19 protein-coding genes are annotated in these 21,977 nt (G+C 62.3%); 7 read left to right on the forward strand and 12 right to left on the reverse strand.

Annotated features, from left to right (window positions below; translation table 11 throughout):
* Positions 1-11 precede the first annotated feature (11 nt).
* The 3 genes from ACIQH5_RS20180 to ACIQH5_RS20190 are packed head-to-tail and all read right to left on the reverse strand — an operon-like array spanning position 12 to position 2,910.
* Entirely contained in the window at positions 12-758 is a 747-nt protein-coding gene (locus ACIQH5_RS20180) for a cupin domain-containing protein (RefSeq protein WP_400406946.1), read from the reverse strand.
* A 1-nt stretch (position 759) separates the two neighbouring features.
* A complete protein-coding gene (locus tag ACIQH5_RS20185) occupies positions 760-1,761 on the reverse strand; it encodes a PmoA family protein (protein ID WP_400406949.1) in 1,002 nt (333 codons plus the stop codon).
* A gap of 42 nt (positions 1,762-1,803) precedes the next feature.
* Positions 1,804-2,910, reverse strand: coding sequence for a Gfo/Idh/MocA family protein (locus ACIQH5_RS20190; RefSeq protein ID WP_400406952.1), 1,107 nt, complete (start codon positions 2,908-2,910; stop codon positions 1,804-1,806).
* A 208-nt stretch (positions 2,911-3,118) separates the two neighbouring features.
* Between ACIQH5_RS20190 and ACIQH5_RS20195 the strand changes: the two genes are divergently transcribed.
* Together ACIQH5_RS20195 and ACIQH5_RS20200 are read left to right on the forward strand one after the other, a co-directional pair.
* Positions 3,119-5,476, forward strand: coding sequence for a glycoside hydrolase family 3 N-terminal domain-containing protein (locus ACIQH5_RS20195; protein WP_400406955.1), 2,358 nt, complete (start codon positions 3,119-3,121; stop codon positions 5,474-5,476).
* Positions 5,477-5,517: 41 nt separating this feature from the next.
* Entirely contained in the window at positions 5,518-6,018 is a 501-nt protein-coding gene (locus tag ACIQH5_RS20200; RefSeq protein WP_400406958.1) for a GNAT family N-acetyltransferase, read from the forward strand.
* A gap of 132 nt (positions 6,019-6,150) precedes the next feature.
* On the opposite strand, the gene ACIQH5_RS20205 is transcribed toward ACIQH5_RS20200, so the two are convergent.
* Positions 6,151-6,840: a hypothetical protein gene (locus tag ACIQH5_RS20205; RefSeq protein ID WP_400406961.1), complete on the reverse strand. Its 690-nt coding sequence runs from the start codon at positions 6,838-6,840 to the stop codon at positions 6,151-6,153.
* 50 nt (positions 6,841-6,890) lie between these two features.
* Entirely contained in the window at positions 6,891-7,379 is a 489-nt protein-coding gene (locus ACIQH5_RS20210; protein WP_400406964.1) for a hypothetical protein, read from the reverse strand.
* A gap of 50 nt (positions 7,380-7,429) precedes the next feature.
* On the opposite strand from ACIQH5_RS20210, the gene ACIQH5_RS20215 reads away from it, so the two are divergent.
* The 4 genes from ACIQH5_RS20215 (at position 7,430) to ACIQH5_RS20230 (ending at position 11,840) form a co-directional block, all read left to right on the forward strand.
* Positions 7,430-7,861 (forward strand): VOC family protein, encoded by a 432-nt coding sequence (locus tag ACIQH5_RS20215; protein WP_400406966.1) that lies wholly within the window; start codon positions 7,430-7,432, stop codon positions 7,859-7,861.
* Entirely contained in the window at positions 7,858-8,352 is a 495-nt protein-coding gene (locus ACIQH5_RS20220; RefSeq protein ID WP_400406969.1) for a DinB family protein, read from the forward strand. Before ACIQH5_RS20215 ends, ACIQH5_RS20220 begins: the two co-directional genes overlap by 4 nt.
* 53 nt (positions 8,353-8,405) lie before the next feature.
* Positions 8,406-10,205, forward strand: a complete 1,800-nt coding sequence (locus ACIQH5_RS20225) for a DUF222 domain-containing protein (protein WP_400406972.1) — start codon at positions 8,406-8,408, stop codon at positions 10,203-10,205.
* Positions 10,206-10,502: 297 nt separating this feature from the next.
* Entirely contained in the window at positions 10,503-11,840 is a 1,338-nt protein-coding gene (locus ACIQH5_RS20230; protein WP_400406975.1) for an amidohydrolase family protein, read from the forward strand.
* Here ACIQH5_RS20230 and ACIQH5_RS20235 read toward each other — a convergent pair.
* Genes ACIQH5_RS20235 through ACIQH5_RS20255 form a run of 5 tightly spaced genes read right to left on the reverse strand, consistent with a single transcriptional unit; the run spans position 11,837 to position 18,207 of the window.
* Positions 11,837-12,547 carry a DUF624 domain-containing protein gene (locus ACIQH5_RS20235; RefSeq protein ID WP_400406977.1) on the reverse strand — a complete coding sequence of 237 codons (711 nt, stop codon included), beginning with the start codon at positions 12,545-12,547 and terminating at the stop codon, positions 11,837-11,839. The two genes, ACIQH5_RS20230 and ACIQH5_RS20235, sit on opposite strands and share 4 nt — an antisense overlap.
* Before the next feature lie 6 nt (positions 12,548-12,553).
* On the reverse strand, positions 12,554-14,218 hold the full coding sequence (locus tag ACIQH5_RS20240) for an extracellular solute-binding protein (protein WP_400406979.1): 1,665 nt from the start codon (positions 14,216-14,218) through the stop codon (positions 12,554-12,556).
* Positions 14,219-14,223: 5 nt separating this feature from the next.
* Positions 14,224-15,093 carry a carbohydrate ABC transporter permease gene (locus ACIQH5_RS20245; protein WP_400407075.1) on the reverse strand — a complete coding sequence of 290 codons (870 nt, stop codon included), beginning with the start codon at positions 15,091-15,093 and terminating at the stop codon, positions 14,224-14,226.
* Between the two features lie 56 nt (positions 15,094-15,149).
* Positions 15,150-16,130, reverse strand: coding sequence for an ABC transporter permease (locus ACIQH5_RS20250; protein ID WP_400406982.1), 981 nt, complete (start codon positions 16,128-16,130; stop codon positions 15,150-15,152).
* Positions 16,131-16,140: 10 nt separating this feature from the next.
* Positions 16,141-18,207, reverse strand: coding sequence for a beta-galactosidase (locus ACIQH5_RS20255; RefSeq protein ID WP_400406984.1), 2,067 nt, complete (start codon positions 18,205-18,207; stop codon positions 16,141-16,143).
* A gap of 395 nt (positions 18,208-18,602) precedes the next feature.
* On the opposite strand from ACIQH5_RS20255, the gene ACIQH5_RS20260 reads away from it, so the two are divergent.
* The gene (locus tag ACIQH5_RS20260) at positions 18,603-19,355 is read left to right on the forward strand and encodes a metalloregulator ArsR/SmtB family transcription factor (protein WP_062073783.1); all 753 of its coding nucleotides are present in this window, start codon (positions 18,603-18,605) and stop codon (positions 19,353-19,355) included.
* A 69-nt stretch (positions 19,356-19,424) separates the two neighbouring features.
* On the opposite strand, the gene ACIQH5_RS20265 is transcribed toward ACIQH5_RS20260, so the two are convergent.
* Positions 19,425-20,417, reverse strand: a complete 993-nt coding sequence (locus tag ACIQH5_RS20265; protein ID WP_400406988.1) for a nucleoside hydrolase — start codon at positions 20,415-20,417, stop codon at positions 19,425-19,427.
* Positions 20,418-20,509: 92 nt separating this feature from the next.
* On the reverse strand, positions 20,510-21,961 hold the full coding sequence (locus tag ACIQH5_RS20270) for an MFS transporter (RefSeq protein ID WP_400406991.1): 1,452 nt from the start codon (positions 21,959-21,961) through the stop codon (positions 20,510-20,512).
* Between the last annotated feature and the right edge of the window lie 16 nt (positions 21,962-21,977).

The following is a 21,977-nucleotide window of genomic DNA, read 5'->3' on the forward strand; positions in this document are numbered from 1 at the left end:
CAAGCCGGGAATCACGTCCCGACGATTGCAGTTTCGGAAAGTTCCCACGCCTGAATCCGGCCACACATGCCATAGATTCTGCGGGTTTTCCGTTCGCCCATCGTAGTCCTCGCAGCTTGCAAGTAGAAACTTTCCATAGATTCGAGAGACTCCAACTGCTGCCCCGTCAAATCCGCCTGGCGTTGCGCGCCACCGGCCAAGTACCCCCGCCACATGCCGTTCTTGCCACTCACCAGCCGGGCGGCGGACGCATGAAAATCGGCGAGTGCCACTACTCCTGACTCAAGGACAGCTGCCTTCAGCTCCACATACCCTTCCAATGCCAGGTCCCGACGACGGCGCGCGGCCGCCTCCGCAGCCGCGTCACCGTCGTCGGCGTCCCGGGAAGGAAGGGAGGCAGCACGCGAGTAGGCGTCGATGTCCACCAAGTGCTCGGGCGGGAAGGTCATCACGGCGTCGCCGTTCTCCGGCAGCCCCGCATTCTGCATGACCACCAGCACCCTGAGGTCTCCGCTGTCATTAATGGCGCGGTGCACTGTGCCGGGCGTAAACCAAACCACCGTCCCGGGCACCAGCGAAGTAGAAGTGAAGCCCCGCGAATCCAGGGTCTCCAAACGGCCGCTCCCCTGCTGCACCACGTACGCCTCCGTTGACGCCGTGTGCAAATGCGGCGACCCTCCAGCAGCGCCGTCCGATCCCGGCCAATCGTAAATACTGACTTCGGACACCGCCGTGGCGCCCGGAAAGGATGTGCACATGTCAGGCCCAGGCATCCAGCGCAGACGTCGCTGCGTCGGCGAGCGCAGCGGCACGTTGGTCCTCAAGTGGGCCGTCAGCTATGACGACGGCGTACCTGTAGGTGAGCGGTTCGCCCACCTTGAGGGGAACTTCTTCGCTGAAGAACGGCGCCGAGCCCAGGCACGCGAACATGGAAGAGCGGGCGAACCATTGGTTGGAGGCACCTTGGTTTGCTTGGTCCTCGACAAACAGGATGCTGGACTTGCGGCACGTGACGTCGTGCTGGCCGGTGAACGCGATCCAGGGTGAGCGTGTGCCCATGAACTCGTCCGCGCCGGTTCCGTTCTCGGATCGGAATTCCCCGCCCGTGAAGGACCTGGGTCCACGCCAGAACAAGCCGCCATAACCTGCGTTATCGCGGCCTTCGGTGGTGGGGCTGCCAATCTGGATCTGTTCGCCGGAGACGTTGTCCATGGTGGTTTCGAAGAGGAGCGCCCAGGCGTTTACGGCCGGTAGGAGGTGGATGGCGAACCGACGCTGTTCCTTGATGAGAGGGCGTGCGTTGTGGGGTTCGCCCGGGTCAGAGGCCGCAGTTGACTGGGATGATTCTGCTGGCTGGGCTGTCCAGACCAGGTGCTCGGTGGCTGTGATGGAGGTGCCGGAGCCTTCAATGCTGGTGAACGCCTGGTGGTTCATGGCGCCGTTGTTGTCTAGGTTGGCGTAGCCGGTCTCCCGCGTGTACGTGGCTCCGCCCCAGAAGTTGTGTTCCCCAACGTTCGGCAACGCCCAGGAGAGACCCTTGTGCCACACATGGTCCCATGGCCGGGAAATAGTGACTTCATCACCTTCCAGCGTGGTCAGCGGGTGAAAGAAGGGGCGGGGGCTTTCGTACTGGTCATCACTGGGGACGTAGGTGTAGGTAGCGATGTCCTGGGCTCCGATGGTGAAGGTCAGGGAACGGCCGTCGTCGGTGTAGCTGAGGGTGCCGGTCTGGGTTGAGGCTGTCTGGGTTGTGCTGGTCATCAGGTACTCCGTTGAATGAACGAGTCGGGGTGGCTGTAGGTATCAGGCGCGGGCTGTGGAGGCCAGGACGCGGGTGCCGCGACCCTCACCGTCCATGCCTTCGTAAAAGGCGTGCCCGGGAACAATGTCTCCGCGGCGCACGGGCTGACCGGTGAAGGCCGAAGCGTAAATCGCGGCAGCGAACTCCAGTGTTTGCCTCGCTGAGTCCGCGCCGGCTGGGAGCGGCAGTCCGGCGTCGAGCGCGTCATACATGGCAAGGAACTGGGCGGAGTGTCCGCTTCCCCGCTCCAACGGTTGGCTCGTCCAAGCAGAACCAACAGTGTCCTCGTGTCCGGGCGCTGCCGTAATGGTCCAGTCCTTGGTGCTGTAGCCATAGAGGTGGCTTAGTTCGATCGTGGCGAATTCGCAATCGATCCGGATGTCTGAAGTTTCGCGCGGTGAGAGCAGCGAGTTGATCACTGTTGCGGCGGCACCGTTTTCGAAGCGGACCAATGCGGCGGAGAAGTCCTCGGTGGACGTGGCGCGGGCTTGCCGTGAAGCGATGGCGTTGACCTCCTCCCATGGGCCGAGCAGGTGAAGAAGGAGATCGAACTGATGGATACCGTGACCCATGGTGGGTCCGCCGCCCTCTGCCTTCCAGGTGCCACGCCATGGGAGGTCGAAGTACTCGTCGGGGCGGTACCAAAGAGTGTCGCAGCGAGCAACGAGCGGACGGCCAAAGTCGCTGCCGCCGATCAGGGAGCGAGCTGCGGCTGAGGCGTCACCGAAGCGGTGTTGGAAGACACAGGAGAACTGTGCGCCGCCTTGTGCTGCCGCGGAATTGAGGCGGTCGAAGTCGGCCAGACTGAGGGCTGGCGGCTTTTCTGACAGGACGTGCGCGCCGGCTTCGAGGCATTCGATCGCTTGGTCGATGTGCATCATGGGCGGTGTGCAGAGGTGCACGATGTTCGGCTTGGACTCAGCCAGCAATTCCGTAAGGCTCTGGTATCGGCCAACTATTCCGTGCTGCGCGGCGAAGGCCTGAAGCCGTGCGTCGTCGACGTCGCACGCTGCCACAACCTCAGCCCGACTGTCTGTGCGGGCCAAATTGGAGGCGTGTACTGCCGCTATCCCGCCCGTGCCAACAATGGCCACTCTGTACTTCTGCATGTGAGTCTCTCCGTCAGGATCAAAGATGAAAGTCCGAAAGTTTCTAAAACTAGTGAGCAGCTTTCCGCAGCCGTGAGGCCAGTTTCCGCCTGCTAGTCATCAACGCTATGGAGCCAGTCGCAGCGAAGTCAAGGTATTTGGGCTATGGAAAGTAATTAGATGTTTCTGATAGTTTCTAAAAACCATCTTCAGAATCAAGGAGAAGCCTGTGAGCACCGGCGCCGCCGATCAGCAAGCACTTGCCCACATACCCACATCGGACGTCGTAGAGCACCTCATCCGTGAGATGACCCTTGAGGAAAAGCTTGCGCAGCTGGTGGGAGTGTGGGTCAACGCTTCCACTGACGGCGATTCCGTGGCTCCGTTGCAGAGCCAGATGGCCGGCGAAACCCGCTCCTGGGACGACATCATCGCCAACGGCCTGGGTCAGATCACCCGCATGTACGGAACCGTTCCCTTAGAACCCGCTGAGGGCGCTCGCCGACTGGCCGCCGCGCAAGAGCAGATCATGGCCGCGTCCCGATTTGGGATACCTGCGCAGGTTCACGAGGAATGCTTAGCCGGTCTGGCCGCCTGGAAAGCTACAGCTTTCCCCGTACCGCTCGCCTGGGGCGCCACCTTCAACCCTGCATTGGTGCGTGAAATGGCTTCCAGGATTGGCGCGAGCATGCGGTCCTTGGGCATCCACCAAGGCTTGGCTCCCGTGCTGGATGTTGTGCGTGATCTCCGCTGGGGCCGCGTTGAAGAGACCATCGGCGAGGATCCGTACCTCGTGGGGACGGTCGCAACCGCTTACGTCCAAGGCCTGGAATCCACCGGCATCGTGGCCACCCTCAAACACTTCGTGGGCTACTCAGCATCCCAGGCCGGGCGCAACCACGCGCCCGTCTCCATGGGCCCCCGCGAACTTGCGGACGTCATGCTGCCACCGTTTGAAATGGCGATCCGCCACGGTGGTCCGCGCTCGGTCATGCACGCATATACCGACGTCGACGGCGTACCGGCCGCCGCGAATCGCGCCCTTCTGACCGGGCTGCTTCGTGAGGACTGGGGCTTCGCCGGCACAGTGGTGGCCGACTACTTCGGCGTTGCGTTTCTGGACATCACGCACGGAGTAGCTGCAGACTCCGGTGACGCCGCCGTGCTGGCGCTTACCGCGGGCGTTGATGTGGAATTGCCTACCGTGAACTGTTTCGGCGAGCCGCTGCTGCGGCGCATCCGCGAAGGTGGGTTGGACGAATCCGTGGTTGACCAGGCCCTGCGACGGGTGCTCACGCAGAAAGCCGAGCTTGGTTTGTTGTCGCCGGATTTCTCTGCTGCTCCCTCGGCGTTGTCTGAGGTGAAGGCGCTTGAGCTGGATCCTGTGGAGAACCGGGCGTTGGCGCGGGAGTTGGCGGCGCAATCCCTGGTGCTGCTGACTAACCGGGAGCTTCAGGGTGCACCGGCACTGCCCCTCGCGCTGGGTGCTTCCCTGGGTTCTTTGGGCGTCGTGGGGCCGTTGGCCGAGGACCCCTTTGCGATGCTGGGCTGTTACTCCTTCGACGCCCATGTTGGTGCGTCGCATCCGGAGGTGCCGATGGGCATTTCCGTACCCTCCGTGGCAGGTGTTGCTTCTGGCCGTTTTGGTCGCGTGCTTACCTCCGTCACCGGTAACTGCGAAGCGGCCACGGAAGAACAGATCGGCGAAGCCTGCCGCGTGGCTTCCTCCGTGGACACGTGCGTGGTGGTGGTGGGTGACAATGCCGGACTGTTTGGGCGCGGCACTTCGGGCGAAGGGAACGACGCCGCCGACCTCCGTCTTCCCGGCGACCAGCACCGGATGCTGGACCGGGTTCTCGCTGCCTGTGCCGAGTCCGGGACTCGCGCCGTGGTGGTGGTACTCAGCGGTCGACCCTATGCACTGGGTGACTTTATTGACCGCACCCACGCGATCGTCCAAGGTTTCTTCCCGGGAGAAGAAGGTGCCGAGGCTCTGTGGGACGTTCTGACCGGGATCGTCAATCCCTCCGGGAAGCTGCCCGTATCAGTGCCTCGTTCCCCTGGCGGACAGCCCGGGACCTACTTACATTCGAAGCTCGCCGGACCCAGCGGGGTCAGCGCGTTGGACCCCTCACCGCTGTTCGGCTTCGGGCACGGTCTGTCTTATACGACCTTTGAGATTTCCGGTCACCGCTGCAGCGCGCCCACCATGTCGACGTCGGACTCGGTGCTTGTGAGTTGCACGGTCACGAATACTGGTTCGCGTGATGGTGCAGAGGTAGTCCAGCTGTACCTTGAGGATCCGGTGGGCGAAGTGGTCCGTCCAGTCCGTGAGCTGATCGGCTACGCCCGCGTCGAGCTGGAAGCCGGCGCGTCCGCCGTCGTCGATTTTGAGGTCCATGCCGACCGTACGTCCTTCACCGGGCTGGACCTTCAGCGCGTGGTGACGCCCGGGCTGGTGAAACTGCACGTTTCCACGTCCAGTACGTCCGATGCTGCTACCCATGAGGTCATTCTGGATGGACCGCGACGCGTGGTGGGGTTCGAACGCGAGATGCTGACGCCAGTGGAGGTGCGGCGCGGATAGAAGGTGGGGCGGTACAGCCATGTTGCAGTTAGGCTTCGGGGATGCTCCCCCACTCCACGGCCCGGCTGCGCTTCCGCGAGATGACGCTCGCAGATCTGGACATCATGAGTTCCATGCTCGGTGATCCCGCAGTGATGACGTACTACCCCGCAGCGAAGTCACGGGAAGAATCCGAGCAGTGGATCGCCTGGAACCAGGCTAACTACGCACGCGACGGATTTGGATTGTGGATTGTGGAAACGCTCGACGGCGGGTTCGTGGGCGATTGCGGACTGACGTGGCAGAACGTCAATGGGCGGCCCGAACTCGAAGTCGGATACCACGTACGGTTGGAACTTCAGGGGCGAGGGTATGCGACGGAAGCGGCCCTGGCGTGCCTGGAATACGCCCGCGATGTTGTCGGCGCTGCCTTGCTTGTAGCAATCATCCATCCCGACAACGCGGCCTCGCTCCGGGTTGCTGAGCGCCTTGGCATGCGCCATCTCGAGGACGATCTTGGCGGTTCAATGGTGCGGACAGTGATGGGCGTGGAGTTGAGCTAGCTCACGTCCCGTCAGGCGTACCGTCGCCACCCTCTTTGGAGCCGCGGCCACCCGAATTCACCCAAATTGGGTTGCAAAACTGCCTTTCGCAGCTCAAAGAAGGTGGTGAAGCCACACGCCTCTGCCTCGACCTCAAGCGAGCCGCGCGTCTGTGTCCGGGTCCTTGCGTTCGTCCAGCATGCTGATGATCTTGCTCTCGAGTGCAGCGACGGTTGCCTCCGGAAGGACGATCAGGCCATCGAGTTCCTTACGGGCACGCTTGTATGCCGTTTGACGTTCGGCGGGGGTGGCTGCGGTGTCCTCGGCGATGCGCAGCAGTTTCCTGGCCGTTGCCAGCCGTTGGCGTTCGGGGCCGCTGAAGTTACCGTCCTTGATACGCCTTGCTTCACGCTCAGCAACGTCGAAAGCGAGTTCATAGCTGTGGACAGCCGCCCGATACTCAGCCAGCCTGGCCGGCGTCGAAATTTCTTCAGGGGTGGCGGGACGTAAGCCGTCGGCCTCCTTCTTGGCGCGCAGGAACGCGACCGTCAGCGGTTCGCGGACGTCCGTCATGAGCGGGAAGTCGATGAGGTTTCCTACGTCGAGCTCGTACTCAAGCCACCTGTGGTTCACGGAATCGTGCGCAGCAATCAGCGAGACTACCTCGGCCTGGTTGGCTTCCTCGTGCACCGCGAGTTGGTTCTTCAACTTCAACAACTCCACTTTGCGCCGGTGCCGCTCCGCACTGGCCTTGGACCACTGACTTGCCCAGCCGCCAGCCATCCCGCCGATAGGGAAAATGAGCCACCAGTAACTGCCAAGGAAGTCGAAGAGGGGTTCCACTGCTCCATCCTCCCACGCTCGGACCGGGTCTCAACAGGACTGGCCGTTGGCTACTTTGTGATGGTGAGTGGCTTCAAGGGCTTCGCGCAGGAGGCCATCTCCAGCTCGCCCTCGCCGGAACCGGCGCGGTTGTTCTTGCCCGTGTCATCACACCAGTCGACTCCCTCCGGCGCGGCGTAAACGGCCACCTCACCCACTGCCGTGGGAGTGGGCACTTCTGTGGTGAAGGCGAACCCACCTTTGTCGGTCATGGGCGCAGTGGTGTTGAGGACCTCAACTCCCATGCCGTCGGTGAACACAATGCGGATTTGGGCATTGCTGCCATAACGGGGGTTACACGTCGCATCCGGCGCCGAAACCGTCACTGCTTCGCCAGGTTTGGCAGACGAAGGCTTCACTTGATATTCGGGAGGCATGCAGGGCGGCGAACCCAGGGAAGGGCTACACCCCACAGCGCCCATCGTGACGCACACAGCCAGCACCACCGCAAGAATCCACGACGCTGCCCGGCGACGCTTGGGATGAGCTGGTTCCACCATGCCCTCATTGTGGCACTGTGTCGTTCGCACCTTCCCGCTAGGCTTCCCTCATGGACCAGCGACTACATTTCCTCACGTTCGCCACGCCGGACCTCGACGCCGCGCGCGCCTTCTATAAGGACGGGCTCGGTTGGGATCCGGCCATGGATGTTCCCGGAGAGATTCTCTTCTTCCAGATTGCGCCGGGGCTGATGCTCGGCCTGTTCGACGCCGAAAAGTTCGATCAGGACCTCAACAGCGCAACGCCTACACCGGGCGTCAGCGGAGTGACTCTCTCACACAACGTGGGCAGTCCGGAGAAAGTGTCCAGCACCATCGACGCCCTGGTGGCCGCAGGCGCCACGGTCATCAAACCCGCCCAGGCCGGCGCTTTCGGCGGCATCTTCCACGGCCACGTCAAGGATCCGAACGGGATCGTCTGGGAGATTGCGCACAACCCCGGCTGGAAGATCGACGACGACGGCACGGTGGTTTTCGGATGAGCGAACTCCCTCAGACTGTTGCCGACGACGTCATCAACCAGAGTGCCCGCATTCAGTTCGACACCTTTCTGGACGAGCACCGCAGAGCCCTGAACGCCAGTTTGGATGGGCTCACGGAAGAACAAGCACGACGGCGACTGGTCCCGTCGCGGACCACGCTGCTGGGCTTGGTAAAGCATGCGACTTTCGTGGAGAAGGTGTGGTTCGACGAAGCCATCACGCGAAGGTCCCGCGCAGAGATTGGCATCCCGGCGTCACCTGACGAGTCGTTCATCCTGGACGAGCACGACACCATCGTCAGCATTCAAGCAGCCCACCAGGAAGCGTGCGAGGCGTCCCGGCGGGCGGTTGCTGAGCTGGGCCTCGACGATCTGCTGCTGGGGAACCGCCGCGGGCCGCTCCCCCTCCGATGGGTCTACCTCCACATGTTGAGGGAGCTCGCGCAGCACTGCGGGCACGCGGATATCCTGCGCGAGCAGATCACTACGTAACCGGGTACGCCCTTCCCGCTAAAAATGTCAGAGCCCCATGACAGGTTTGTTGTATGGGAGCCATCGGGACGATCATCGCGCAGCGGGTTGGGCTGTCCCGCGCTCCGGCGCTCCCACGACGCGACTCCCTAAGGTCTCTCGGCGTGCCAGAGAGGCTGGCAGCGTTCAAAAGTACGACGGCGGCAGGCGCCATCGCGGATCGCCCCCGATCCAGGGAGCTGCCTCGCGGCCGGGAGGCGTTGACGTGGTCGTCGGGATTCAGCTCGACAGCAAACGTGAACCCAGCGGCCATGGATCATGTTTTTCGTATGACGAAGACGGACGACGCCCTGAGTTCGCTCCGCGAATCCATCGCCGACGAGGCCCGGCTCTTCGGGTTCGAGGAGGCCGCCGGCTTTGCCGACAGGATCGAAGAGATGTCCCGGTCATTGGAGTACTTGCAGGTTGTTGCGGCACAGGCGGTGGAACGTACCCGACACGAAGCGCAGCAAGCCCAACCGGGCAGGTCGTCGGCGGTAGCACCGGAGTGGCGTACAGGTTGGACTGATCCGGCAGGGGCTTCGGCGGTTCCCGCAGCCGCTGTCTCAGCGGGTACGGCCCCGGTGGGTGCGGTCCCGGCGGGTGCGGAGCCGGCGGGAGCAACCCCGGCTGCGACGGCTGGCGGTTTGGATGATGGGTACCGGAACGCGGCGGAGTTCCTTCGGGCACGGTTGCGGATCGGCATCGGGGAGGCCCGGCGCCGGCTTGCTCTCTCAGCCGAGGTGCTGCCCCGGGTGGGAATGACCGGGCAAGACGTCCCGGCCCGACGCGAAGTGTTGGCCGCAGCTATCGGATCGGCGTTGGTGCCTTCCCGGTCCGCGACGATCATCAGTAGCGCCCTGGACAAAGTCCGGCACCTCGCCGATGAAGAGACCATCACCCGGATGGAACAAGCCCTCACCACCACCGCGGTGGAGTCCGACCCTGACTTCGTGGCCAAGATGGCACGGCGCTGGACCGACCTGATCGATCAAGACGGCCACGAGCCCTCCGAAGAAGCACTCCGCCAGCTCCAAGGCGCATTCCTCCGACGCAAACGCCGCCACGGTCTCCACCACCTCGAAATCTTCGCCACCACCGAGCAATACGAAACCCTCACCACCGTCATGAACATCGCCACCAACCCCCGACTCCAGAACACCACCCACAACGACGAATCCGCACCGGATCGCGGCCCGGACCTGGACCGTCGCTCCCGGGCGCAGAAACTCCTCGACGGCCTCGTCGGTGCGTGCGGTGTCGCGATGAGCACCGGCAAGCTGCCCTCCAACGGCGGCCTCCGACCCCAACTCACGGTCACCATCGACCACCGCGACCTCTTCGAACAACTCACACACCACCGGGGAAACCAACCCGGCCACAACGCCACAGCCCGGAACCACCTCAGCTCAGGGACGGCGACTTTTCTGGGCCCGATCCACCCGAACACCATCCGGAAAATTGCCTGCGACGCGGACATCCTCCCCGTCCTGCTCGGCAGCGACTCCCGCGTACTGGACATCGGACGGACCACCCGGATCTTCCCACCCCACATCCGCAAAGCCATCACCGCCCGCGACGGCGGCTGTGCCTTCCCCGACTGCACCATGCCCGCACCATGGTGCGAAGCCCACCACACCACCTACTGGTCACACGGCGGCACCACCAGCACCGACAACGGCACCCTGCTCTGCAGCCACCACCACCACCTCATCCATAAAGAGCAGTGGCGCATCGACATGACATCCGGGGTCCCGTGGTTCGTCCCTCCACCCCACATCGATCCCCGGCAAACACCCCGGCGAAACCACCACCACACACCACAGAGAACATAGAGAACGCAGAGAACATCAACCTGCCACAGACTGGGCCGGGCGCTGCCCCAGCATGGTGCGCGCGTTCCTCCGCCGTGTGGTGATGGGGGCGGGTGATACGCAGCCCGACCGATAGGGGCGGATGAGTGCTTGGTGTGTTCACTTCCCGAAAAGAAGATCTGGCATACCAGGATTGCGAACACTCACAGTCATTTGCAGGTATTGCTTGCATCACATCCACCTTCTGAGGCATTCTGGAATACCAAATGCGGTCCGCAGTCAAGTAGCGGCCCCGCAGCTCGTTCCCCAGGAGTCCCCATGTGCCTTCACGATCACACCTCAGCGCCCAAACCCCAGGGCGAGTTGCCCCGCCGCGGCATCCTCGCCGGAGCCGCAGCCCTAGCCGGGATCTCCGTGGCCGGTATCGCCGCACAGCTGGCATCAGCGCCAGCCGCCCTTGCGGACAACGGCCAGGCGGGACCGAACTACCCCGGCAAGCCGCTGAACACCCAGTCCGTGATCATTGAGGGCGGAACGGTGGTTGACCCCAAGACCGGCGACGCCGTGGCCGACGGCGTGGTGGTGCTCGACGGCGGCAAGGTCACCGCCGTCGGAAGCCGCGACGAAACGCGGAAGGCCGTGGCCGCCGTCGCGAAGCGTGCCCGCGTGCTGAACGCCTCGGGCAAATGGGTGCTCCCGGGACTCGTCGACGCCCACGTCCACGCCAACGCGCTGGCCGACGCCCGCACCCTGCTGCAAGGCGGGGCCACCAGTGTCCGCAGCGGTTCGAGCACCTTCTATCAGGACATTGCCCTGGCCGCCCTGCCATCGTGGGCGCCTGGCCTCTCACCCAGAATGACTCCGGCGGGCCTGTTCATCTCGCCGGACCAGGGCGACTCCCTGCTGGCCGATCCGGACCTGGCGCCACTGGCGACCCTGAGCGGTGGAGTCAAAGAGCCCCAAGATCTTGCATACCTCACCCGTATCAACCTCAAGCGCGGTGCGGAAGTCATCAAGACGCGAGCCAATCCACGGGCAGGCCTTCCGGAGCAGGACCCCCGCGAGCTGGTGTACAACGTGGACCAGATCGGAGCGATCGTCAAGGCAGCCAAGGGTGCCGGCGTCCTCTGCCACGCCTACAGTGCTGAGGGCATTGACGGCGCGGTTCGGGCCGGTGTCCGCAGCATCGAACACGGCGTCTTCATGACGGAGAAGACCATCCATGACATGGCCCGGCGAGGCACGTTCTTCACTCCCACCATGGATGCGATCACCAGTATGGCCAATTCCACCAACCCCATCCTTGCCGCCCGGGGTAAGGAATACACGCCCATCCTGCAGGCCGCAGTCCGGGCAGCCAAGGATGCCGGCGTCACGATTGTGGCCGGAACCGATTCCTTCGGAACGGATGTCACTCCCATCGGAACGGAAGCACGCCTGCTGGCCGAAGCGGGCCTGACACCCTTGGAAGCACTCCAAGCCGCCACAACGAATGCTGCCCGTTTGCTGGGACGCGGCGAAAGTGTGGGGCGCCTGGTGCGTGGCTCAATGGCCGACGTCGTAATTGTTGACTCGGATCCGCTAACGGATGGCTCCGCACTGGAGAAGGTCAGCACAGTGGTCGCCCAAGGTGCGGTAGTCCGGACGAACCTCTAGCCCACCAGGGAGGGCCCGGCCGGAGAGCTTTCTCCATCCACAGTGAACTTTTCCTCCACAAACGCCAGCAGCGGCCGGGAGTTCAAGCACAACAGGTAGACCACCAGGCCGCCAACAAACAGCAGCAGCCACACACTGGTGGAGATCAGCACGAACCCGGCAATAAAAAGGATCCCCACGTTCCCGATCGCTACCCGCTTCCGGGCACCAATGCTGTAGATGGACAGCCGGTAGATGTCCACTGTACGGAAAGTGAAGCGGGCCAGCAGCTGCATCGCATGCAGTGCAGCTGTGCTCACCAGAAGGCCAAGCCCCACCAGCCCGGTCCGGGCAGCAACCGTTTCAGGGTTGCTGCCCGGCAGGACAGCGAGGTTGAACGCGATGACCGCCAGCAACAGCATGTAGGGCAGCCACACCACTATTGCCTGGCCGAAGTTGTTCCGATACGACTTGAGGAAATCGTGGGACACCCCGCTGTCCGCGCCCGCCAGGAGTCGGTTGAAGGCGTAGCAGGAAGCCACGACGGACGGTCCAAGCAGCACAAAGCCCAGCAATGCCGCGGGGCCAATCAGCCCAAGCAGCAGCGGAAGGAGAATCACTAACACGTTGGCCAGCGCCAACAGAGCGCTCACGAACATAACGCCGTACACCGTGCCTGCCGCTTTGAATAACGGCCCGGATCCGTATTCGTCCTTCTTCGCTGCCATGTGAGGCTACTTCTTGTCCGCGTACGCCTTGTACGCCTTGTTCGCCAACTCCACGTACTTGCTCTGTCCCTTGCTATCGAGCTCCTTGACGTAGGCGTCGAACTCGCTGAGGCTGCGCTGACCGGTGATGAACTTCAGGGCGTTCTGCTTCACGTGGTCCTTGAGCGGGGTCAGCGCCAGGGTGGCCTGCTCGCGGTCAACATCGCTAAACGGCACCGGCGGGGCAACCGGACGCGGCTTCTTGGACTTCATGGCCTTCTGGAACGCGAGCTCTTCATCGTTGAAGGTGGAGTGCAGCAGCTCGGTGGCGCCTCCGTAGGCGAAGTTGCCGCCGGAGAAGCCGTAGTCCACCCTCAGGTCCTTGGTGCCGGCCGGGTTGAGTCCTTGGAAGTTGATGTCTGCTGCGAGTTGACGCTTACCGCCGGACTTGGTGAAGGTGGTTCCTTCCACGCCCCACTTGCTGAATTCCTGCCCGGCATCGCTATAGAACAACCAGTCGATGTACTGGATGAGCGCCACGAAGCTGTCTTTGTCCTTCACGGACGAGTTCAGCATGAGTCCGTTTTCAAGACGGGTACCACCGATGATGTCGCCGGCAGGACCTCCCGGAACCGTGATCTTGCCGATCTCGAAGTTACCCTTGCCCAGGGACTGCTCCATGGACGTGCGGTACGTGATGACGTTCTGCGAGTTCGCACTGATCACGAAGGACTTGCCCGACACGAACTTCTGGATCGCGGAGTCGTCAGTCTGGGTGAAGCTCTCGGGGTCCATCAGTCCTTCAGAGACCAGCGAGTTGAAGTAGGTAACCAGTTCCTTGAACTTGTCCGAGCCGGCCGCGAAGCCGAATTCCTTCTTGTCTTCATCGAACAACAGTCCGTCCACAAGTCCCCAACCGGCCACGGTTCCGAAGGAAGGGGCGCCGATGTTGAGGACGCTGTCGCCCTTGAAGCGGTCCGAGAAGGGCACGACGTCGGGATAAGCCTTCTTAAGCGACCGGAGCACTTCCCGGAATTCGTCCCAGGTGGTGGGCTCCGAAAGGCCCTCTTTCTTCAGCACGTCCTTGCGGAAGCAAAGTGAGTAATCCGGCCACAGTTCCTCATGCAGACCGGGAAGGACGTAGTACTTGCCGTCTTCCTGCGTCAGCGCTTCAATCTCTGGCTCGAGCTTCCACTTCTTCACCTTTTCCTGGAAGTGCGGCATCAGGTCCACGTAGTCGCTGACGGGCAGGATTGCGCCGGCCGAGACAAACGCGGACTCCTGCCCCGGGTAGGTTTTGGCGATGATTTCCGGCGCGCTTCCGGAGCTGATGAGCAGACTGCGCTTCTGTTCGTAATCGCTGTTGGGCACGATGGTGGGTTCCAGCGTGAGGTTGTTGTCGCCGGCCATCTTGGTCAGAAGCAGCCAGTCCTTCTTGTAGGGGTAGGTGGGCTGGTCGGAGAACAGGAAGGTGAACGTCAACGGCACCGTCGCCTTGAACGTGTCACCGACACCGAAGCTTTCCATCGCGCCGTTGCGGGACTTGGACGTGTCCACCTTTTCTGTGGTGTCGGAATCGCAACTGGTCATCATCAATCCGATGGTGACAACGGATGCGAGTCCCAGAAAGTCTCGCCGGCGGAAGTCCCGTGTGCGGAACTCAGGTGTGTGGATCATTGGATGTCCTTTCATAAGGCTTATTCCTTGACGGAGCCGAGCATCACGCCCGAGAAGAAGTACTTCTGGACGAAGGGGTAGACACAAAGGATGGGGATGACGGTCAGGACGATGGTGACCGACTGGATGTTGGCGGCGATCTGGCCGACGTTTTCCGCTGTGCCGCCTGCGGAGCCCGCTGTGGTGACTCCGGCGATCATGTTGCGCAAGTAGATGGTGACCGGAAAGAGATCCGGGTTGTCGAGGTAGAGAAAGGCCTGGAACCACGAGTTCCAGTTGGCCACGGCGTAGAACAGCACCATGGTGGCCATGATTGCTTTGCTGAGCGGCAGCACCACCCGGAAGAGGATGCCGTACTGCGTGAGCCCGTCAATCGAAGCAGCTTCCTCCAGTTCGCGGGGCATGTTCTCGAAGAACGACTTCATGATGAGCAGGTTGAACACGCTAATGGCGTTCGGCAGCACCACGGCCCAGATGGAATCGCGCATGCCCAGGGAACTGATCAGCACATAGTTGGGAATGAGCCCACCATTGAAGAACATGGTGAAGACGGCCAGTCCAATGAAGACGCTGCGTCCCTTGAGGTCCTTTTTGGCAATCGCATAGGCGAAGGACGTGGTGAGCACCATCGATATCGCGGTGGCCACCACGGTGTAGAGGACGGTGTTGCCGTAGTTGTTCCAGAAGGTGGAGTCGGCCAGGATCAGCTTGTACGTCTCGGTGTTGAAGCCCATCGGAAACAGGTTGACCTGTCCCGCGTTGATGAACCCTTCGCTGGAGAACGATTGGGCAATGATGTTCAGGAACGGGTACACCGTCAGGAACACCACCAGCAGCAGGAACACCAGGTTGAAGGCCCGGAAGATCCGCATGCCGCGGGATACTTTCATATCCTTCAAGAGGACGCCTTGGGCTGCGGCGCCCCGAATGGCAGTTGCTGTCTTGTTCACCACAGGCTCGTTCCTGCGACGCGCTTGGAGATCGCGTTCGCTGAGAGGATCAGCGTGAGGCCAATGACGGATTCGAACATTCCGATTGCGGCCGCGTAGCTGAAGTTGCTGGATTCCAGGCCCACCCGGTACAGGTAGGTGGAGATGACGTCTGACGTTGCGTAGTTGAGCGGGTTGTAGATGAGGAGGATCTTCTCGAACCCGACAGCCATGAACGTGCCGATGTTCAGGATCAGAAGTGTGATGATGGTCGGCCTGATGGCGGGAAGGGTCACGTGCCAGGTCTGCTGCCAGCGGTTGGCGCCATCGATCCGTGCGGCCTCATACAGGGACTCGTCCACCCGCGTCAGTGCGGCGAGATAGAGAATGGCGCCCCACCCCATGGTCTGCCACACCTCGGAGCTGATGTACATGGGCCGGAACCAGCCCGGATCCTGGGTGAAGTTCACGGTGGTGCCGAACAGGGATTCCGCGATCTGGTTCACGGTGCCGTTCATGGAGAAGTTCTGCAGGATCATGCCGGCGATAATCACCACGGACATGAAGTGCGGCAGGTAGGCCACCGTCTGCACGAACTTCTTGAACTTCTGCGACCTCAGCTCATTGAGCAACAGCGCGAAGATGATGGGCATCGGGAAGCAGAACACCAAGGTCAGAACACCCAGGATGATGGTGTTCTGGAACGCCTGCCAGAAGCTGGGATCGTTGATGAAAAGGGTGACGTACTTGAGGCCAACCCACTTCTCACCGAAGATGCTGCCGCCGGGCTGGAACTGGCGGAAGGCAATCACGTTGCCCGCCATCGGCAAGTACCTGAAAATCAGCAAGTACAGCAACGGCAACGCAAGCAGCGTGTACAAACGCCAGTCGCGTTTGATGGCCAGTTTCCAGCTCCCGGGCTTGTCGCGCCGCTTCTTCGCCCTACCGGGCTCAGCGCCCGGGACCACCTTGGGTGGAACATCCAGTCGAAGTGCCATGGTTCGCCTCCTACCCTGCTGTTTCGTCGAGAATCAGGACGCCGTTGGCAGGGATCTCAACAGACCCTTCAACCGCGCGTCCGCTGATCCGGTCCGTGCCGCCGTCGAGCACGTCCACGCTGGACGGTGCGTCGTTGTGGTTGAGCACCATGAGGAAGCTCTTGGCGGTGCCGTCAGCGCTGGTGCCAGTACGACGTCGGACCTGAACCCCCGCAGGCGTCTTCAGTTCCGGTTCCACACCGGCAGCGAGGAGCTCGTCGTCGAGAAGCCGGTTCAGGAAGCCGTCGTCCACGCGTGCCGACAGGTACATGGCGGTGCCGAGGCCAAACGAATTACGCGTGACTGCCGGCGTTCCGGACAAGCGACCAGATGAGTAGCTGGCCAGGACCTCCGCCGTTTCGGCATGCAGATGCTCCGTCCAGTAGCTCGCAGAGGAGGTTCCGCCGTCGGATGTTGCGAGTTTTACTTGCTCGTCTTCTCCAGCGAGCGGATGCATCTCTTCGCTCCACGCGCCCAGGACGTTCCGTAAGGCGCCCGGGTAGCCGCCCAGTCGGATGGTGTTGTTCTGATCCACGATGCCGGAGAGGTAGGAGACCATCAGTCGCCCGCCATCGGCAACGTAGTTTTCGATACGCCCGGCGGCGTGGTCCGTGAGGAGGTACGACGCCGGCATGATCACCAGACTGTACGGGGAGAGGTCGCTGCTGGCGTTGACGAAATCAACGGTGATGTTGGCGTCGAAAAGTGGGCGGTAGAAACGCAGGACTTCCTGCGCATAGTTCAGGTCCGAGCGGGGTGAGTTGCCCAGTTCCAACGCCCACCAGCAGTCCCAGTCGAACATGATGGCCACGTTCGCCGTTGACCGCGTGCCTGTCAGATCGCCAAAGGACTTCAGCTCCTGGCCGAGCTCGCACACTTCCCGGAAAATCCGGGTGTTCGGACCAGCGTGGCTCACCATGGCCGAGTGGTAACGCTCTGTCCCGCCTTTGGCCTGACGCCATTGGAAGAAGAGGATGGAGTCCGCTCCTTGGGCTATGGCTTGATATGAACCCAGGCGCATCTTGCCCGGAAGCTTTGAGACGTTGACGGACCATTGGCTGACCGCGCCGGTGGCCTGCTCCATCACCATCCACGGCTGGCCGTTCCGCAGTGAGCGCATGAGGTCAAAGTTCAAGGCCGCGGCAATATGGGCGTTTTCTTCGCGTGGGTCCGGGTAGATATCCAGCGCGGCGGCGTCTTCTTCAGCGGCCCAAGCCCAGTAGTCGTTGGTTTTGTAGAAGCGCATGAAGTTGGTGACGATCGGCAAATCCGGGCTGTGCCGGCGTAGGATGTCCCGTTCTGCCGTGAAGTGTTCCAGCATGCTGTCGGAGGTGAACCGATGGAAGTCCAAGCGGCGCGAGGGGTTGGACCATGTGCGGGGCTGCTCCGGGACGCGAACCTGGTTCCAGTCCGAGTAGAGCTGACCCCAAACAGCGGTGCTCCAGGCCTCGTTCAGTTCAGTTAGCGAAGAGTATTTACGCTGCAGCCATTCCCTGAACGCTTTCTCAGCCCACGGACCGTAGGACACCGGACCGTATTCGTTCCCGACGTGCCACATGCGAAGGGCAGGATGATTGGCGTAGCGCTCCCCCATCTTCTCCGTAAGGGCCAATGACTTGGCCCGGTACACGGGGTGGGAAACGTCGAAGTGCTGGCGGGATCCGAAACCGAAGATGCTGCCATCGGCGCGTTCCGGCATCATGTCCGGGTGCTGCTCCACCAGCCATGCCGGCGGAACGGCGTCCGGTGTAGCGAGGTCAACGCCGATGCCGTGCTCATGCATCAGGTCCATAACATCGTCCAGCCAGCTGAAGTCGAAGACGCCATCAGTGGTTTCCAACCGGCTCCAGGAGAACACCGCCAGGGTCACCAGGTTCACTCCTGCTTGCTGCATGAGTTTGGCGTCCTCGAGCCATACTTCGCGCGGCCATTGCTCGGGGTTGTAATCTCCGCCGTAGGCAATGCCGCCTATTCGTCGATGCAGTTGCTGCAGCCGCGCCTCGGAAATCCGCGCGTCCTCAGGGTGGATGGTCATCATTGTCCTTCACTCGGCCTTCGTCGCCCTGAACCACAGTGCGACGCACATCACAGTGAGAAACTATCGTAAAGTTTACGCAATAACAACAGGCTACTATCCGAAACTCGTGAGTAATCTTGGAGTGTCTAAATAAGGGAATTGCGGCTGAATAAGGGGTGTTTCGGAGTCGCAGATCGCAGTGATAGCAGGCCCAGACGAGTGGTGAAGCGAGTAAGTTTCCGGCCATTTATGGAAACTATCGGAACTCTCTGCCCAAAAGTCAGGAGAGCGAGGTCCCGCCGAGATCGTGGGAAGCATGCGAATACACACGGACAGGGACAGCGATCCCGCAGCGTTCCCGCGACCTCGCTAAAAATCCGTTGACACGTGACCAAATGGTCACCTATTCTGAATCCATGGACGTAGTGTTCAAGGCCTTGGCAGATCCAACCCGCAGGGAACTGCTGGATGAGCTGTTCCGCGAGGACGGTCAGTCTGCCTCTGCCTTGGGAGCCCGGTTCGAGATGACCCGTTTCGGCATCGCCAAGCACCTCAAGCTGCTGGAGGATGCGGGATTGGTGGTCACCCGCCGTCGGGGGCGTGAAAAGCTGCACTTCCTGAACCCGGTGCCCATCCGCCTCATCCACGATCGTTGGGTGAGTAAATACGCAGAACCATGGGCCGCTGCCCTCAGCGACCTCAAATCCAGATTGGAAAGTCCCATGGAAAAGATCTTCGAGATTTACATCAAGACCACTCCGGAGCGGCTCTGGGAAGCCATCACGGATAGCGAGATCCGCAGCAAGTACCAGTTCGGAAACACCTTCACCTCGGACTGGACTCCGGGCAGCCGCTTCGAGATGCATAACGACAAAGCGGGTGCTCCATTGGGCGAGGGCGAGAACATTGAAGTCGATCCCCCGCGCCGGCTCGTCCAAACCATGCGGGCGCTCTGGGGCGAGGACGTGAAGGCGGAGGGGACGTCACGGATCACGTGGGAGATCGAACCCGTCGGCGACTCATGCCACCTCACCGTCACGCACGATCAGCTCCGCGAAGGTGCTAACGATCAGCTCTACGGCGGCTGGCCCATGATCCTCTCCGGCCTCAAGACATGGCTCGAAACCGGCGAGAAACTGACCACACCCGGCTCACTCATGTACACGTGAACACATTAAAGAAGGACGACGACGGCGGGCCGCTGCCGCCGTCGTCGTCGATCCTCAGTCTGCCGTCAGTCAGGCGACGGGTGCCGCGGCCTGGGCTTCAGTAAGCCAGGCCGCCTGCATGGTTCCGAGCAGGTGCGGAGCGAAGTCTTCGCCGATTTCCAGCACCACACGGCAACGGGCACCGCTCTGTGCCGGGAACCCCGCGTACTGGCCGCGGAGATCGCAAACCGTCTGGCCGCGGCCGGGTCCGTCAGTGGTGTCCACCTGGACGCGGACGGTCGGGGCGAGAGCGAGCTCCACTCCCCTGACGGCGATGGCCGCGGCGAGGGGATCGTGCATGGCCGAGCAAGCCCGCCCGAAGATGTCGACGTAGAAGCCAAAGTAGTAGCCCAGCATTTCGCCCAGCGCCTGCGAGACCGGGTGCTCGGTGGCCAGCAGTTCCTGACGGTGGTTTTCCTCCAGGACGTTGGTCATGGTCACATCCAACGGCACCAGCGTCACTTTCCAGCTTGCGGCCAGGACTTCGGCAGCGGCCTCGGGGTCATTGGCGATGTTGGCTTCGGCCACGGGTGAGATGTTTCCCGGAGCCAAGGCCGCGCCGCCCATGATGGTGACTTCGGCGATCAGCTCAGGAAGTTTTGGTTCCAGGCGCAGGGCCTCGGCGATGTTGGTCAGCGGACCGATGGCCACCAGGCGCAACTCCCCCGCGTACTGGCGGGCCAATTGGACCAACAGCTCGGCCGCTGTTGCTTCCACCGGTTCACGTTCGGACGGGACGAGGTCCACCCCGCCGATGCCGTTGTCGCCGTGGACGTGCGGAGCGCCACCATGGAAAGTGCCAACCTGGGGATCGTGCGCACCCACAGCCACGGGGATGTCCGGGTGGCCGGCCAGGTTCAGCAGGTCCAAGGTGTTCCGGGCTCCGCCAGCCGCACTGACGTTGCCGCTCACAGTGCCGATGCCAACGAGGTCCGCCCTTGGGGAAGCCAGGAGGTAGGCCAGGGCGAGGGCGTCGTCGATCCCGGTGTCACAGTCAAGGAAGAAGGGGGCGGGCTGGGTCATGATGTCTCTCGTTTCAGGTGTAGCGGGTTTGACGGTGGGGCTGGCGAACCAGCCGTGAGGTGGCACGCGAAGCCGCGTTCCGGCGTCGTGCGTTAGATCTTTTCGCCCTTGGGGGCGGCGATGAAGAGGCTGACGATGAACGCGAGGGCGGTGATGGACACCGAAATCCACAGGGCTGCAGAGTATCCTGCCGCGGTGCCTTGGCCTGCGAAAGGCGCAACAACCACGACGCCGAGGCTCGCCCCGATGCCGAAGGAGGCACCGTTGATGCCCGGCAAAGCGGCAGGCGCTTCCTTGGGCGAGAGCAGGACGGACAGGCCGTTGATGGCCGTGAGGAAGAAGCCGTTGTAGAAGATGCCCAGCGCCGCGATGGCAATGAGTACAGCGATCTGGTTGTGGACAAAGAGCGCCGCAACGATTGCGCAGGCCAGGCTGGTGGCGGTGCCAACACGAACTGTTTTGATCCAGCCACGGCGGTCGGCGATCCAGCCGGCCAACGGTGCCGCAAAGACGCCGATGAGCGCTGCCGGGGTGAGGAAGAGCAGGGCAGCAACGGACGCGGTGAGGCCGAAGCCGTTTTCTTTGTCCTGGCTCAGCAGCACCACGGTGAAGTTGATGATGGCGAAGATGCCCGCGAGCGTCAGCACAGTGGTGGCGATGACGGGCCACACCTGGCGTGAACGGAGGTGGTGGACAGCTACCAACGGGGTTGCGCGCTTCTTCTCAATAAGCCAGAAGGCCGTGAAGGATGCAATGCTGCCGGCGAGCAGGCCGAGGGCAGCGGGTGAGGTCCATCCTGCTGAAGAGCCCGTGGAGACGAAGTACGTGATGAACACCAGGAACACGGACAGCGAACCTGCGCCCCACCAATCCATCCGGCCGGGAGCGACGGCGGACTTACCGCCCGGGACCACTTTGATGACGCATACGACGGCGATCGCGGCCAGCACAAGGACTGCGACAAAGATCGACTGGAAGCCCAGGGTCTCAGCCATGAGTCCGCCGAAGTATCCATCCACGCCGCCGACCCCGCCGTTGATGGCAGCGATGATGCCGATGGAGGTGCCGAAAAGTCGGGCAGGCAGGTACTCGTTGAGGACGATGTAGGAGAGCGCAAAGATGGCGCTCGAGACACCCTGCATGAAGCGGCCGGTTACCAGCAACGGCAGGGTGGGGGCGAAGATGCACAGCACTGTTCCGGCGCCCATGATGGCCAGCACCAGCAGGAGTGCGTTGCGGCGGCCGATGAAGTCGCTCCAACGGCCGATGACGGGCCCGGAGATGGCGCCGGCCAGGAAGAACATGGACTGGACCTGGGCCACGGCTTCCGGCGTCTCCCCGAAGAAGGAGCCGATGTGTGGGAGCGCAGGGGTGATCATGCTGGCGTTGAGCTGGAAGGCCAGGACGGCGAGCACCAGCGTGGTGATCAGCAGTGCGGCGGCTTTGCCTTGGAAGCGGCCCTGGTCAGACGCCATGTTGGGGTCCACTGAGGCTACAGCCTGCGGTTCTCCAGGCTGCGTGCCTGTGGCGGTGGGGATGTTCACATCAAACTCCTTTGTC

The sequence above is a fragment of the Paenarthrobacter sp. NPDC091711 genome (assembly GCF_044756605.1).
Lineage (GTDB): Bacteria > Actinomycetota > Actinomycetes > Actinomycetales > Micrococcaceae > Arthrobacter.

What these genes read in the sequence shown, in the direction of transcription:
- ACIQH5_RS20225 (WP_400406972.1), top strand. Translation starts at nt 8,406, where the DNA reads ATGGGAGCCATCGGGACGATCATCGCGCAGCGGGTTGGGCTGTCCCGC.
- ACIQH5_RS20265 (WP_400406988.1), bottom strand. Translation starts at nt 20,417, where the DNA reads ATGACCCAGCCCGCCCCCTTCTTCCTTGACTGTGACACCGGGATCGAC.
- ACIQH5_RS20215 (WP_400406966.1), top strand. Translation starts at nt 7,430, where the DNA reads ATGGACCAGCGACTACATTTCCTCACGTTCGCCACGCCGGACCTCGAC.
- ACIQH5_RS20245 (WP_400407075.1), bottom strand. Translation starts at nt 15,093, where the DNA reads ATGAAAGTATCCCGCGGCATGCGGATCTTCCGGGCCTTCAACCTGGTG.
- ACIQH5_RS20230 (WP_400406975.1), top strand. Translation starts at nt 10,503, where the DNA reads ATGTGCCTTCACGATCACACCTCAGCGCCCAAACCCCAGGGCGAGTTG.
- ACIQH5_RS20180 (WP_400406946.1), bottom strand. Translation starts at nt 758, where the DNA reads ATGTGCACATCCTTTCCGGGCGCCACGGCGGTGTCCGAAGTCAGTATT.
- ACIQH5_RS20250 (WP_400406982.1), bottom strand. Translation starts at nt 16,130, where the DNA reads ATGGCACTTCGACTGGATGTTCCACCCAAGGTGGTCCCGGGCGCTGAG.
- ACIQH5_RS20190 (WP_400406952.1), bottom strand. Translation starts at nt 2,910, where the DNA reads ATGCAGAAGTACAGAGTGGCCATTGTTGGCACGGGCGGGATAGCGGCA.
- ACIQH5_RS20255 (WP_400406984.1), bottom strand. Translation starts at nt 18,207, where the DNA reads ATGATGACCATCCACCCTGAGGACGCGCGGATTTCCGAGGCGCGGCTG.
- ACIQH5_RS20200 (WP_400406958.1), top strand. Translation starts at nt 5,518, where the DNA reads ATGCTCCCCCACTCCACGGCCCGGCTGCGCTTCCGCGAGATGACGCTC.
- ACIQH5_RS20210 (WP_400406964.1), bottom strand. Translation starts at nt 7,379, where the DNA reads ATGGTGGAACCAGCTCATCCCAAGCGTCGCCGGGCAGCGTCGTGGATT.
- ACIQH5_RS20260 (WP_062073783.1), top strand. Translation starts at nt 18,603, where the DNA reads ATGGACGTAGTGTTCAAGGCCTTGGCAGATCCAACCCGCAGGGAACTG.
- ACIQH5_RS20220 (WP_400406969.1), top strand. Translation starts at nt 7,858, where the DNA reads ATGAGCGAACTCCCTCAGACTGTTGCCGACGACGTCATCAACCAGAGT.
- ACIQH5_RS20185 (WP_400406949.1), bottom strand. Translation starts at nt 1,761, where the DNA reads ATGACCAGCACAACCCAGACAGCCTCAACCCAGACCGGCACCCTCAGC.
- ACIQH5_RS20240 (WP_400406979.1), bottom strand. Translation starts at nt 14,218, where the DNA reads ATGAAAGGACATCCAATGATCCACACACCTGAGTTCCGCACACGGGAC.
- ACIQH5_RS20235 (WP_400406977.1), bottom strand. Translation starts at nt 12,547, where the DNA reads ATGGCAGCGAAGAAGGACGAATACGGATCCGGGCCGTTATTCAAAGCG.